The organism is Kluyvera chengduensis, assembly GCF_044197065.1.
Classification (GTDB): Bacteria; Pseudomonadota; Gammaproteobacteria; order Enterobacterales; family Enterobacteriaceae; genus Kluyvera; species Kluyvera ascorbata_C.
The window spans coordinates 941,835-954,562 of the sequence record NZ_JBIQOI010000002.1 but is presented as its reverse complement, the minus strand read 5'-3'; the positions used below and the strand labels follow the sequence as shown (position 1 = coordinate 954,562).

Genomic DNA, 12,728 nt, shown 5'->3' with positions numbered 1-12,728 from the left:
ACAGGAGTCGTCAAATGATCGATTATGAAGTATTACGCTTTATCTGGTGGCTACTGATCGGCATTCTGCTGATTGGCTTTGCTGTCGCCGATGGCTTCGACATGGGGGTGGGCATGCTCACCCGTTTCCTCGGTCGTAACGACACCGAGCGTCGAATCATGATTAACTCCATCGCACCACACTGGGACGGTAACCAGGTGTGGCTCATCACCGCCGGTGGCGCACTGTTCGCCGCATGGCCGATGGTGTATGCCGCTGCCTTCTCCGGCTTCTACGTGGCGATGATTCTGGTGCTGGCATCCTTGTTCTTCCGTCCGGTCGGTTTTGACTACCGTTCTAAGATTGAAGACTCCCGCTGGCGCAACATGTGGGACTGGGGCATCTTCATCGGTAGCTTTGTGCCACCGCTGGTGATTGGCGTCGCGTTCGGTAACCTGCTGCAGGGCGTACCGTTCCACGTTGATGAATATATGCGTCTGTACTACACCGGTAACTTCTTCCAGCTGCTGAATCCGTTTGGCCTGCTGGCCGGTATCGTTAGCGTCGCGATGATCCTGACTCAAGGCGCGACCTACCTGCAGATGCGTACCGTGGGCGAACTGCACCTGCGTACTCGCAATGTCTCTATGGTGGCCGCGCTGGTGACCCTGGTGTGCTTCGCACTGGCAGGCGTCTGGGTTTACTACGGCATCGATGGCTATGTGGTGAAATCGGTTCTGGATCACTCCGGTCCGTCTAACCCACTGACCAAAGAAGTGGCACGTGAAGCCGGTGCATGGATGGTGAACTTTAACAACATGCCAGCGCTGTGGGCGATTCCTGCTCTGGGCGTGGTGCTGCCGTTGCTGACTATCCTGACCACCAAGGCGGATAAAGGCGCGTTGGCGTTCCTGTTCTCCTCACTGACGCTGGCGTGCATCATCCTGACCGCTGGTATCGCCATGTTCCCGTTCATTATGCCTTCCAGCACAATGATGAGCGCGAGCCTGACGATGTGGGATGCGACATCCAGCCAGATGACGCTGAACCTGATGACCTACGTAGCCGCTGTCTTCGTGCCGATTATTCTGGCCTACACCACCTGGTGTTACTGGAAAATGTTCGGTCGTATTACGAAAGAAGACATCGAACGTAACACCCACTCTCTGTACTAAGTAAGGAGCTGAATATGTGGTATTTCGCATGGATTTTGGGAACGCTTCTTGCCTGTGCATTCGGCGTTATCACCGCGCTGGCGTTAGAGCACGTCGAAGCGACCAAAGCGGGTGAAGAAAAGCACTGATGAAAAATGTTATCGCAATGTTATACGCGATAATGGATAAGCGCCCCTTGCGGGCGCTTTCCCTTGTGATGGCCCTGCTGCTGGCAGGCTGCATTTTCTGGGACCCGACGCGCTTTGCGGCGAAGACCAGTGAACTGGAAATCTGGCATGGTTTCCTGTTGATGTGGTCAGTGTGCGCGGGGGTGATCCATGGGGTAGGGTTCCGCCTACGCACGGTTCACTGGCAGGGGATTTTTTGTCCGCTTATCGCCGATCTGGTACTGCTGGCTGGTTTGATTTTCTTCTTCTATCGTTGAAAATTATCGCCTGATGATAATGGGCTTGCATAAGCCCATAAAAATTTACTCTCCGTTTACTTCCCCCCATTCCAAACCATCTTTCCCGCGCGTATAGTAGCGAAGTTCAAAAACCCAAAAATTTTTTGCATTACTGGGATGTAAAGTGAATACAACGCTGTTTCGATGGCCGGTTCGGGTCTATTACGAAGATACCGATGCTGGTGGTGTGGTTTACCATGCCAGCTATGTCGCTTTCTATGAAAGAGCACGCACAGAGATGCTGCGTCACCATCACTTCAGTCAGCAGGTGCTGTTGGCTGAGCGGGTGGCCTTTGTCGTGCGTAAAATGACGCTGGAGTATTTTGCGGCTGCCCGACTCGACGATATGCTCGAAGTCCAGACAGAAATTACATCAATGCGTGGTACCTCCATGGTATTCACGCAGCGAATAGTCAACGCTGAGAATAAGGTGCTGAACGAAGCAGAAGTCCTGATTGTCTGTGTTGATCCACTCATCATGAAGCCTCGTGCGCTTCCCAAGTCTATTGTCGCGGAGTTTAAGCAGTGACTGACATGAACATCCTTGATTTGTTCCTGAAGGCTAGCCTTCTGGTTAAACTTATCATGTTGATTTTGATTGGTTTTTCAATCGCCTCCTGGGCCATCATCATCCAGAGAACGCGCATCCTCAACGCGGCAACCCGCGAGGCTGAAGCGTTTGAAGATAAGTTCTGGTCCGGCATCGAGCTGTCTCGCCTGTATCAGGAGAGCCAGGGACGTCGTGAAAACCTCGCGGGATCGGAACAGATCTTCTACAGCGGCTTTAAAGAGTTTGCGCGTTTACACCGTGCGAACAGCCATGCGCCAGAAGCGATTGTGGAAGGGGCCTCGCGTGCGATGCGCATTTCCATGAACCGTGAACTGGAAACGCTGGAAACGCATATTCCGTTCCTCGGCACCGTCGGTTCCATCAGCCCGTATATCGGTCTGTTTGGTACTGTCTGGGGGATCATGCACGCCTTTATCGCGCTGGGTGCGGTAAAACAGGCTACGCTGCAGATGGTTGCGCCAGGGATCGCGGAAGCGCTGATCGCCACCGCTATCGGTCTGTTTGCGGCAATTCCAGCGGTTATGGCGTACAACCGTCTGAACCAACGCGTGAACAAACTGGAACTGAACTACGACAACTTTATGGAAGAGTTCACCGCCATTCTGCACCGTCAGGCCTTTACCGTCAGCGAGAGCAACAAGGGGTAAGCCATGGCCAGAGCACGTGGACGCGGGCGTCGCGAACTGAAGTCCGAAATTAACATCGTTCCGCTGCTGGATGTGTTGTTGGTGCTGCTGCTGATCTTTATGGCGACAGCGCCGATCATTACGCAGAGCGTGGAAGTGGATCTCCCTGATGCAACCGAATCTCAGGCGGTAAGCAGTAATGATGAACCGCCGGTCATCGTTGAAGTGTCCGGTGTCGGGCAATACAGCGTGAACGTTGGTCAGGAGAAGATGCCGCAGCTGCCACCTGAACAGGTTGTTGCAGAAGCGCAGCGCCGGTTACAGGCGAATCCGAAAACGGTCTTCTTAATTGGGGGCGCGAAAGACGTGCCTTACGATGAAATAATTAAAGCGCTTAACCTGTTACACAGCGCCGGGGTGAAATCGGTCGGGTTGATGACCCAGCCAATTTAACCAGCAAGATGCCGCACACACGCGGAAGGTACGGGCCGGGAACGGCCTGTTCTCTGCGTTGTAGAGTAACGGGTGAACAGTTTTTGGGAACCGAGAGTGTCAAAGGCAACCGAACAAAACGACAAGCTTAAACGAGCGATAATTATTTCAGCAGTGCTGCACGTCATTTTGTTTGCGGCGCTGATCTGGAGCTCGTTTGATGAACATATAGAGGCTTCTGCGGGCGGCGGTGGCGGTTCGTCCATCGACGCCGTCATGGTCGATCCCGGCGCGGTCGTTGAGAACTATAATCGTCAACAGCAGCAGCAATCCAGCTCGAAACGTGCGCAAGAGCAACGTGAAAAGCAGGCTCAGCAGCAGGCTGAAGAATTACGTGAAAAACAGGCTGCGGAACAGGAACGCTTAAAGGCGCTTGAAAAAGAGCGTTTGCAGGCTCAGGAAGCGGCGAAAGAAGCTCAGGAGCAGCAAAAGCAGGCTGAAGAAGCGGCAGTGAAAGCTGCGGCCGATGCAAAAGCGAAGGCGGATGCCCAGGCGAAAGCCGCGGCTGATGCGGCAGTGAAAGCAGCCGCTGATGCGAAAGCAAAAGCCGATGCTCAGGCTAAAGTTGCGGCGGAAGCCGCGAAGAAAGCCGCTGCCGATGCACAGAAAAAAGCGGAAGCGGAAGCAGCGAAAGCTGCAGCCGATGCTAAAAAGGTCGCTGAAGCTGCCGCCGCGAAAGCGGCTGCGGATGCCGAGAAGAAAGCGGCAGCCGAAGCTGCGAAGAAAGCTGCTGCTGAAAAAGCCGCGGAAGAGAAAGCCGCCGCTGCCGCTGAAAAAGCCGCTGCCGATAAGGCCGCCGCTGCTAAAGCGGCTGCAGATAAGAAAGCCGCTGCTGCTGAAAAAGCCGCAGCAGACAAGAAAGCTGCAGCTGACAAAGCTGCCGCCGCGAAGAAAGCCGCTGCTGAGAAAGCCGCTGCTTCTTCCGGCGTAGATGATCTGCTGGGTGACCTTAGCTCTGGTAAGAATGCACCGAAAACCGGCGGCGGAGCGAAAGGTAACAATGCTTCCGCAGCGGGGAGTGGTAATACTAAGAATAATGGCGCGTCAGGCGCGGATATCAGCAACTACGCTGGGCAGATTAAATCTGCCATTGAGAGCAAGTTCTACGACGCATCATCCTATGCAGGCAAAACCTGTACGTTGCGTATAAAACTCGCCTCAGACGGCCTGTTGCTGGACATTCAGTCTGAGGGTGGCGATCCCGCACTTTGTCAGGCCGCACTTGCTGCAGCCCGTCAGGCGAAGATTCCAAAACCACCGAGCCAGGCAGTATATGAAGTGTTTAAAAATGCACCACTGGACTTCAAGCCGTAAGCATAATTTTCCCCGCTCCGGCGGGGGAAAACTATCTTCGGGCGCCGGTGGGTTTTGGTAGTTTTGTGTATTTTAGTTTGTTAACATTCTGCTAAATTATCGTGGGCTTTCCGCCTGGATAAGGGAGAAATGATGAAGCAGGCATTACGAGTAGCATTTGGTTTTCTGATGCTGTGGGCAGCGGTGCTGCACGCAGAAGTACGTATCGAGATCACCCAGGGGGTGGACTCGGCACGCCCAATTGGCGTCGTACCTTTCCAGTGGGCGGGGCCAGGTGCTGCGCCTGAAGATATCGGCGGTATCGTGGGCGCTGACCTGCGTAACAGCGGGAAATTTAACCCATTAGATCGTTCTCGTCTGCCGCAGCAGCCGGGCAGCGCTCAGGAAGTTCAGCCGGCCGCATGGTCTGCGCTGGGTATTGATGCTGTTGTGGTAGGGCAGGTGAGCCCTAACGCTGACGGCAGCTATAATGTCTCTTATCAGTTGGTTGATACCGGCGGTGCTCCTGGTACCGTGCTGGCACAGAACACCTACAAAGTTAACAAGCAGTGGCTGCGTTATGCCGGTCACACTGCCAGTGACGAAGTGTTCGAGAAGCTGACGGGCATCAAGGGCGCGTTCCGTACCCGTATTGCTTACGTTGTTCAGACCAACGGCGGCCAGTTCCCATATGAACTGCGCGTTTCTGACTACGACGGCTACAACCAGTTTGTGGTTCACCGTTCTCCGCAGCCGCTGATGTCTCCAGCATGGTCTCCGGACGGTTCTAAAGTGGCTTACGTGACCTTCGAAAGCGGTCGCTCAGCGTTGGTGGTGCAGACTCTGGCTAACGGCGCAGTGCGTCAGATTGCCTCGTTCCCGCAGCACAACGGTGCGCCGGCGTTCTCGCCGGATGGGTCTAAACTGGCGTTCGCACTGTCGAAAACCGGTAGTCTGAACCTGTACGTGATGGACCTGGGCTCTGGCCAGATTCGTCAGGTGACCAACGGTCGTAGCAACAACACCGAACCAACCTGGTTCCCGGACAGCCAGAACTTAGCCTTTACGTCTGACCAGGCCGGTCGTCCGCAGGTGTATAAAGTTAATGTTAACGGCGGTGCTCCGCAGCGTATTACCTGGGAAGGTTCACAGAACCAGGATGCTGACGTCAGCAGCGACGGTAAGTTTATGGTAATGGTCAGCTCGGCTAACGGCCAGCAGCACATTGCTAAGCAGGATCTGGTAGCGGGTGGCGTACAAGTACTGTCGTCAACGTTCCTGGACGAAACGCCAAGTCTGGCACCTAACGGCACTATGGTAATCTACAGCTCTTCTCAGGGGATGGGATCCGTGCTGAATCTGGTTTCTACAGATGGGCGTTTCAAAGCGCGTCTTCCGGCAACTGATGGACAGGTTAAATTCCCTGCCTGGTCGCCGTATCTGTAATAATAATTAATGAATTGATTACTAAAGGAATCATCGAAATGCAACTGAACAAAGTGCTGAAAGGGCTGATGATCGCTCTGCCTGTTATGGCAATCGCGGCATGTTCTTCTAACAAGAACGCTAGCAATGACCAGAGCGGCGAAGGCATGCTGGGTGCCGGCACTGGTATGGATGCTAACGGTAGCGGCAACATGTCTTCTGAAGAGCAAGCGCGTCTTCAGATGCAACAGCTGCAGCAGAACAACATCGTTTACTTCGATCTGGACAAGTACGATATCCGTTCTGACTTCGCTGCAATGCTGGATGCTCACGCTAACTTCCTGCGTAGCAACCCATCTTACAAAGTCACCGTAGAAGGTCACGCGGACGAACGTGGTACTCCTGAGTACAACATCTCCCTGGGTGAACGTCGTGCTAACGCTGTTAAAATGTACCTGCAGGGTAAAGGCGTTTCTGCTGACCAGATCTCCATCGTTTCTTACGGTAAAGAAAAACCTGCAGTACTGGGTCACGACGAAGCGGCTTACTCCAAAAACCGTCGTGCCGTACTGGTTTACTAAGAGAATTGCATGAGCAGTAACTTCAGACATCACATGTTGAGTCTGTCGTTACTGGTTGGCATAGCGGCCCCCTGGGCCGCTTTTGCTCAGGCGCCAATCAGTAGTGTCGGCTCAGGCTCGGTCGAAGACCGTGTCACCCAACTCGAGCGTATTTCTAACGCTCACAGTCAGCTTTTAACCCAACTCCAGCAGCAACTCTCCGATAATCAGACTGATATTGATGCACTCCGTGGACAGATCCAGGAAAGTCAGTACCAGCTAAATCAGGTTGTCGAACGTCAAAAGCAGATTATGCTGCAAATTGACAGCCTGGGCGGTAGCGGTGCGGCTCCAGCTCAGCAGGCTACGGGCGACCAGAGCGGTGCTGCGCCAGCAGCGGCGGCTCCAGCAGCATCAGCGGGCGCTAGCGCGTCTGGTGTGCCGGTACAGACGGGTGATGCCAATACGGATTACAACGCGGCTATCGCTCTGGTGAAGGATAATGCTCGCCAGGATGACGCAATTACTGCGTTTCAGAACTTCATCAAAAAATACCCTGATTCAACCTACCAGCCTAATGCTAACTATTGGCTGGGTCAGTTGAATTACAACAAGGGTAAAAAAGATGATGCGGCTTACTACTTTGCATCGGTGGTGAAAAACTACCCGAAGTCGCCTAAGGCGGCGGATGCGATGTTTAAGGTCGGGGTCATCATGCAGGACAAAGGTGATACTGCAAAAGCGAAAGCGGTATACCAGCAGGTTGTCAGCAAATACCCAGGTACCGATGGTGCAAAGCAGGCGCAAAAACGTCTCAGTGGGATGTAATGCACGAAGTAAGACCAGAAATTGTTTTATTTCTGGTCTTGCCGCATGAAACATAAGCAGTTAAGTGATCTTTGTCGAAATTTTTGTTGCGCTGAATTCTGAATTCAGTAATATATGCCGCCGTTGCCAAGGGATATCAAACATCCTGAAAGTGACGAAAAAAGTGGGTCGTTAGCTCAGTTGGTAGAGCAGTTGACTTTTAATCAATTGGTCGCAGGTTCGAATCCTGCACGACCCACCACTAACTTAGTTAGTCAGTAGTATCCAGCGCAGTATTGGGTGATTAGCTCAGCTGGGAGAGCACCTCCCTTACAAGGAGGGGGTCGGCGGTTCGATCCCGTCATCACCCACCACCGGGTCGTTAGCTCAGTTGGTAGAGCAGTTGACTTTTAATCAATTGGTCGCAGGTTCGAATCCTGCACGACCCACCATCATTTATGGTGGGCACGGTGAAAGCAGTATAGGTAGTATCCAGCGCAGTATCGGGTGATTAGCTCAGCTGGGAGAGCACCTCCCTTACAAGGAGGGGGTCGGCGGTTCGATCCCGTCATCACCCACCACTCGGGGCGTTAGCTCAGTTGGTAGAGCAGTTGACTTTTAATCAATTGGTCGCAGGTTCGAATCCTGCACGCCCCACCATCTTAATGGTGGCTCCGAGTAAAAATCTTTCAGGCTGCACCCGAATGGGTCGTTAGCTCAGTTGGTAGAGCAGTTGACTTTTAATCAATTGGTCGCAGGTTCGAATCCTGCACGACCCACCATCCTGAAATGATATAAGCAGTAACCCTTTCCAAGGGGTCGTTAGCTCAGTTGGTAGAGCAGTTGACTTTTAATCAATTGGTCGCAGGTTCGAATCCTGCACGACCCACCAGTGTAAAAAGGCGCCCTAAAGGCGCCTTTTTGCTATCTGCGATTTGATCCCCACCTTTAGTACATTCCCGGCGTCGCTGACGCTCGGCCGAGTTGCGTTTGTCTGTAGCCCGGACGAGGTGCAACGCACCGCCTCCGGGAGAAGCGCACAAAATTCACCACGACTTTTATCATAGAATCGGCTATCTTGTTTAGCATATAAAACATATTGCCATGGTAACGGCGAATCTTCGCCGAATAACCGTTTATTTCGTTAAGCCAGTAAAACGAGAAGCATGATGAGCGTGATGTTTGACCCAGAAGCCGCAATTTACCCGTTCCCACCGAAGCCTGTTCCGCTGAGTCTCGATGAGACGCAATTTTATCGCGAGAAAATCAAGCGGTTGCTAAAGGAACGCGATGCCGTGATGGTGGCGCATTACTACACCGATCCTGAAATCCAACAGTTGGCGGAAGAGACCGGTGGCTGTATTTCTGATTCGCTGGAGATGGCGCGCTTTGGTGCGAAACATTCCGCTTCAACGCTTCTGGTCGCTGGCGTTCGTTTTATGGGCGAAACGGCAAAAATCCTTAGCCCAGAAAAAACGGTGCTGATGCCAACGCTGAACGCCGAGTGCTCTTTGGATCTCGGCTGTCCTATTGACGAGTTCAATGCTTTCTGCGATGCCCATCCTGATCGCACCGTAGTGGTCTATGCCAACACCTCCGCGGCGGTAAAAGCGCGTGCCGACTGGGTGGTGACCTCAAGCATCGCCGTTGAGCTTATCGAACACCTCGATAGCCTGGGTGAGAAAATCATCTGGGCGCCGGACCGTCATCTTGGCCGCTATGTACAAAAGCAGACCGGTGCAGACGTACTGTGCTGGCAGGGGGCGTGTATCGTTCATGACGAGTTTAAAACTCAGGCCTTAAGCCGCATGAAATCGCTGTATCCGCAGGCCGCGGTGCTGGTACACCCGGAATCCCCGCAGGCGATTGTTGATATGGCTGATGCCGTCGGTTCGACCAGCCAACTGATTAATGCTGCCAAAACGTTGCCGCACCAACAGCTTATCGTGGCCACCGACCGCGGTATCTTCTATAAAATGCAGCAGGCCGTGCCGGATAAAGAGCTTTTCGAAGCCCCAACCGCCGGTGAAGGGGCTACCTGTCGCACCTGCGCGCACTGCCCGTGGATGGCGATGAACGGCTTGAAGGCGATTGCCGAAAGTCTTGAGAACGGTGGGGCCGCCCATGAAATTCACGTCGATGAACAACTGCGTCAGGGCGCGTTAGTTCCGTTGAACCGGATGCTGGATTTTGCGGCTACACTACGAGGGTAAACCTCTAACGCGCTGGAGTTAAAATGGATTTCTTTAGTACGCAAAACATTCTGGTTCATATTCCACTGGGCGCGGGAGGTTACGACCTCTCGTGGATAGAAGCGGTAGGGACGGTCGCTGGTCTGCTCTGCATCTGGCTGGCAAGCCTTGAAAAGATCGTGAACTACCTGTTTGGTCTGATAAACGTAACGCTTTTTGCGATTATCTTTTTCCAGATTCAGCTCTACGCTAGCCTGCTGCTCCAGCTGTTTTTCTTTGCGGCCAACCTGTACGGCTGGTACGCGTGGTCGCGACAAACCAGTCAGAATGAGGCTGAGCTTCAGATTCGCTGGTTGCCATTGCCAAAGGCGCTGGGCTGGCTGGCGGCATGTGTCGTGGCGATTGCCTTCATGACGCTCTACATCGACCCTGTTTTCGCCGTGTTGACGCGTGTTGCGGTTAACGTGATGCAGGCAATGGGCGTGAACGTGGTAATGCCGACGCTACAGCCGGATGCGTTCCCATTCTGGGACTCCTGCATGATGGTACTGTCAATTGCGGCGATGGTGCTAATGACCCGTAAATATGTCGAGAACTGGCTGCTGTGGGTCATCATCAACGTTATCAGCGTGGCGATTTTTGCCTTGCAGGGCGTTTATGCCATGGCGCTGGAATATCTGATCCTGACCTTCATTGCCCTGAACGGTAGCCGGATGTGGATGAATAGCGCACGTGAACGGGGTTCTCGCGCGCTGTCCCATTAGTGGTGGTGGTGATGCCCGTGTTCGGAATGCGCCTCGTTAAGGTGGCATTCCGGGCCGCTACAGGGCTGGTATTCCATCTGCACCGTCGCGTGGTCTATCTGATAGTGCTCTTCGAGAAAGTGATGAATACGATCCAGCAGCGCATCGTGATCGTGCGGCGGCACCACCTGGACGTGCAGCGTCATCAACGGTTTTTCACCGATCAGCCAGACGTGCACGTGGTGAACATCACGTACTTCTGGCAGCGAACGGCGCATATTGCGCTTTAACGCGGCAACGTCAACCGACTGCGGTGCACCTTCCAGCAGTTCGTTCATACTTTCTTTCAGCAATGCCCAGGCGCTGCGCAGCACCAGACAGGAGACCAGTACCGACAGAATCGGGTCGATAGGCGTCCAGCCGGTCGTCATAATCACTATTGCCGCGATAATCGCGCCGACAGAACCGAGCAAGTCGCCCATGACATGCAGCGCCGCTGCGCGCACATTCAGGTTTTTCTCTTCACTGCCACGATGCAAAATCCAGAAGGCCAGAATATTCGCCAGCAGGCCTGCGACCGCAATAGTCATCATGGTGACGCCTGCTACTGGCTGTGGGTGATAGAAGCGCTGCACGGCCTCCCAAACAATCAGGATGATGATAAATAGTAGTGCGATGGCGTTGACGAAGGCGGCGAGAGTGGTCAATCGCAGCCAGCCAAAGGTATGACGCCCGCTCGGTGGCCTACTGGCAAAGCGAACTGCCAGCAGCGCAAACAATAACGCAGCTGAATCAGTCAGCATATGTCCGGCATCGGCGAGCAGCGCCAGCGATCCGGAGACAACCCCGCCAATCGCCTCGACGACCATAAAACCAGCGGTGACCCCAAACGCCAGCAATAATCGACGAGCATTGCCATCATTCTGCGTGGTGTGCGAGTGTGAATCATGCCTATGCGCCATGACGCTCATCCTTCCTTATTTGAGTGTGACTATCTGACATCATTGCAGATCTTTGCTTTTTCCGCACAGAAATACGCAACGCAATCCCACGGGCAAAAATAGCGCCTGATGCGATAATCGATATTGAAATATATTGTTTTTAAATTAATTTTCGGGTGATTATTTTGCGTTTTGTCGCTTAAACTCAGATTAATTGCTATTAAATTCTATTTTGTAGGGTTTTTTTAGTCATTATCCGGCTAAAGTGTAAAAGCCAGTTTACACTTTTTGACTGGCGATATAGATTGAAGGGATTGCACTCAATTGTATAAGTATGGCAACACTGGAACAGTCATGAATTATCAGAACGACGATTTACGCATTAAAGAGATCAACGAGTTATTACCTCCTGTAGCGCTCCTTGAAAAATTCCCAGCCACTGAGAATGCCGCCAATACGGTGTCTCATGCCCGTAAAGCGATCCATCAGATCCTGAAAGGTGAAGACGATCGTCTGTTGGTGGTGATTGGCCCTTGCTCTATTCACGATCCGGTTGCCGCTAAAGAGTACGCGCAGCGCCTGCTGAAGATTCGTGAAGAGCTGCAGGGTGAGCTGGAAATTGTGATGCGCGTCTATTTTGAAAAGCCGCGTACCACCGTTGGCTGGAAAGGGCTGATTAACGATCCGCATATGGATAACAGCTTCCAGATCAACGACGGCCTGCGTATTGCACGTAAGCTGCTGCTTGATATTAACGACACCGGTCTGCCAGCGGCGGGCGAGTTCCTCGATATGATCACCCCGCAGTACCTGGCTGACTTAATGAGCTGGGGCGCGATTGGCGCGCGTACCACCGAATCTCAGGTTCACCGTGAGCTGGCTTCAGGCCTCTCTTGCCCGGTTGGCTTCAAAAACGGTACCGATGGCACCATTAAAGTGGCCATTGATGCCATCAATGCTGCCGGTGCACCGCACTGTTTCCTGTCCGTCACCAAGTGGGGCCACTCCGCAATTGTGAACACCAGCGGTAACGGCGATTGCCATATCATCCTACGCGGCGGTAAAGAGCCAAACTACAGCGCTTCCCACGTGGCGGCGGTGAAAGAGGGTCTGGCGAAAGCCGGCCTGCCGGCGCAAATCATGATTGATTTCAGCCACGCTAACTCCAGCAAGCAGTTCAAAAAGCAGATGGAAGTGGGCGCTGACGTTTGCAACCAGATTGCCAACGGCGAGAAAGCAATTATGGGCGTGATGATTGAAAGCCATCTGGTAGAAGGCAACCAGAACCCAGACAGCGGTGAGCCGCTGGTGTATGGCAAAAGCATCACCGACGCGTGCATTAACTGGGATGATACCGACACCGTGCTGCGTCAGTTGGCGAACGCGGTAAAAGCGCGTCGCGGCTAATTTATTAACCCGGCCAAGCGAAACGCCGCCGGGAATGCACCGAAATAAAAAAAGCGTGGAGATTTCCACGCT

General features: G+C 53.2%; 14 protein-coding genes and 7 tRNA genes. 20 read left to right on the top strand and 1 reads right to left on the bottom strand.

Annotated features, from left to right (window positions below):
- Positions 1-14: 14 nt before the first annotated feature.
- The 19 genes from cydB (at position 15) to pnuC (ending at position 10,329) form a co-directional block, all read left to right on the top strand.
- A complete protein-coding gene (cydB, locus tag ACH1XZ_RS10140) occupies positions 15-1,154 on the top strand; it encodes a cytochrome d ubiquinol oxidase subunit II (RefSeq protein WP_395595433.1) in 1,140 nt (379 codons plus the stop codon).
- A gap of 14 nt (positions 1,155-1,168) precedes the next feature.
- The gene (gene cydX / locus ACH1XZ_RS10135) at positions 1,169-1,282 is read left to right on the top strand and encodes a cytochrome bd-I oxidase subunit CydX (RefSeq protein WP_003858598.1); all 114 of its coding nucleotides are present in this window, start codon (positions 1,169-1,171) and stop codon (positions 1,280-1,282) included.
- Complete coding sequence (ybgE, locus tag ACH1XZ_RS10130) at positions 1,282-1,578, top strand: cyd operon protein YbgE (protein WP_035892729.1); 297 nt, start codon at positions 1,282-1,284, stop codon at positions 1,576-1,578. The genes cydX and ybgE overlap by 1 nt, the downstream gene beginning before the upstream one ends.
- A 145-nt stretch (positions 1,579-1,723) precedes the next feature.
- Positions 1,724-2,128 carry a tol-pal system-associated acyl-CoA thioesterase gene (gene ybgC / locus ACH1XZ_RS10125; RefSeq protein ID WP_035892730.1) on the top strand — a complete coding sequence of 135 codons (405 nt, stop codon included), beginning with the start codon at positions 1,724-1,726 and terminating at the stop codon, positions 2,126-2,128.
- Positions 2,125-2,817, top strand: a complete 693-nt coding sequence (tolQ, locus tag ACH1XZ_RS10120; RefSeq protein WP_115074598.1) for a Tol-Pal system protein TolQ — start codon at positions 2,125-2,127, stop codon at positions 2,815-2,817. The genes ybgC and tolQ overlap by 4 nt, the downstream gene beginning before the upstream one ends.
- Positions 2,818-2,820: 3 nt before the next feature.
- Positions 2,821-3,249: a colicin uptake protein TolR gene (gene tolR, locus ACH1XZ_RS10115; RefSeq protein WP_035892731.1), complete on the top strand. Its 429-nt coding sequence runs from the start codon at positions 2,821-2,823 to the stop codon at positions 3,247-3,249.
- Between the two features lie 96 nt (positions 3,250-3,345).
- The gene (tolA, locus tag ACH1XZ_RS10110; protein ID WP_395595432.1) at positions 3,346-4,602 is read left to right on the top strand and encodes a cell envelope integrity protein TolA; all 1,257 of its coding nucleotides are present in this window, start codon (positions 3,346-3,348) and stop codon (positions 4,600-4,602) included.
- A gap of 132 nt (positions 4,603-4,734) precedes the next feature.
- Positions 4,735-6,027, top strand: a complete 1,293-nt coding sequence (gene tolB, locus ACH1XZ_RS10105; RefSeq protein WP_035892734.1) for a Tol-Pal system beta propeller repeat protein TolB — start codon at positions 4,735-4,737, stop codon at positions 6,025-6,027.
- 38 nt (positions 6,028-6,065) lie between these two features.
- On the top strand, positions 6,066-6,587 hold the full coding sequence (gene pal, locus ACH1XZ_RS10100; protein ID WP_185669327.1) for a peptidoglycan-associated lipoprotein Pal: 522 nt from the start codon (positions 6,066-6,068) through the stop codon (positions 6,585-6,587).
- A 9-nt stretch (positions 6,588-6,596) separates the two neighbouring features.
- Entirely contained in the window at positions 6,597-7,394 is a 798-nt protein-coding gene (gene cpoB, locus ACH1XZ_RS10095; protein ID WP_395595431.1) for a cell division protein CpoB, read from the top strand.
- Positions 7,395-7,559: 165 nt separating this feature from the next.
- Positions 7,560-7,635: transfer RNA gene (locus ACH1XZ_RS10090), tRNA-Lys, on the top strand.
- Between the two features lie 36 nt (positions 7,636-7,671).
- Positions 7,672-7,747, top strand: a tRNA-Val gene (locus ACH1XZ_RS10085).
- A gap of 2 nt (positions 7,748-7,749) precedes the next feature.
- Positions 7,750-7,825 (top strand) — tRNA-Lys (locus ACH1XZ_RS10080).
- A gap of 53 nt (positions 7,826-7,878) precedes the next feature.
- A tRNA-Val gene (locus ACH1XZ_RS10075) sits at positions 7,879-7,954 on the top strand.
- 3 nt (positions 7,955-7,957) lie between these two features.
- Positions 7,958-8,033, top strand: a tRNA-Lys gene (locus tag ACH1XZ_RS10070).
- Between the two features lie 46 nt (positions 8,034-8,079).
- Positions 8,080-8,155: transfer RNA gene (locus ACH1XZ_RS10065), tRNA-Lys, on the top strand.
- Between the two features lie 34 nt (positions 8,156-8,189).
- A tRNA-Lys gene (locus tag ACH1XZ_RS10060) sits at positions 8,190-8,265 on the top strand.
- 277 nt (positions 8,266-8,542) lie between these two features.
- Positions 8,543-9,586, top strand: coding sequence for a quinolinate synthase NadA (nadA, locus tag ACH1XZ_RS10055; protein ID WP_395595586.1), 1,044 nt, complete (start codon positions 8,543-8,545; stop codon positions 9,584-9,586).
- 23 nt (positions 9,587-9,609) lie between these two features.
- Entirely contained in the window at positions 9,610-10,329 is a 720-nt protein-coding gene (pnuC, locus tag ACH1XZ_RS10050) for a nicotinamide riboside transporter PnuC (RefSeq protein WP_395595430.1), read from the top strand.
- On the opposite strand, the gene zitB is transcribed toward pnuC, so the two are convergent.
- Entirely contained in the window at positions 10,326-11,270 is a 945-nt protein-coding gene (zitB, locus tag ACH1XZ_RS10045) for a CDF family zinc transporter ZitB (RefSeq protein WP_395595429.1), read from the bottom strand. The genes pnuC and zitB overlap by 4 nt on opposite strands.
- 333 nt (positions 11,271-11,603) lie before the next feature.
- On the opposite strand from zitB, the gene aroG reads away from it, so the two are divergent.
- Positions 11,604-12,656: a 3-deoxy-7-phosphoheptulonate synthase AroG gene (gene aroG, locus ACH1XZ_RS10040; RefSeq protein ID WP_395595428.1), complete on the top strand. Its 1,053-nt coding sequence runs from the start codon at positions 11,604-11,606 to the stop codon at positions 12,654-12,656.
- Positions 12,657-12,728: the final 72 nt, after the last annotated feature.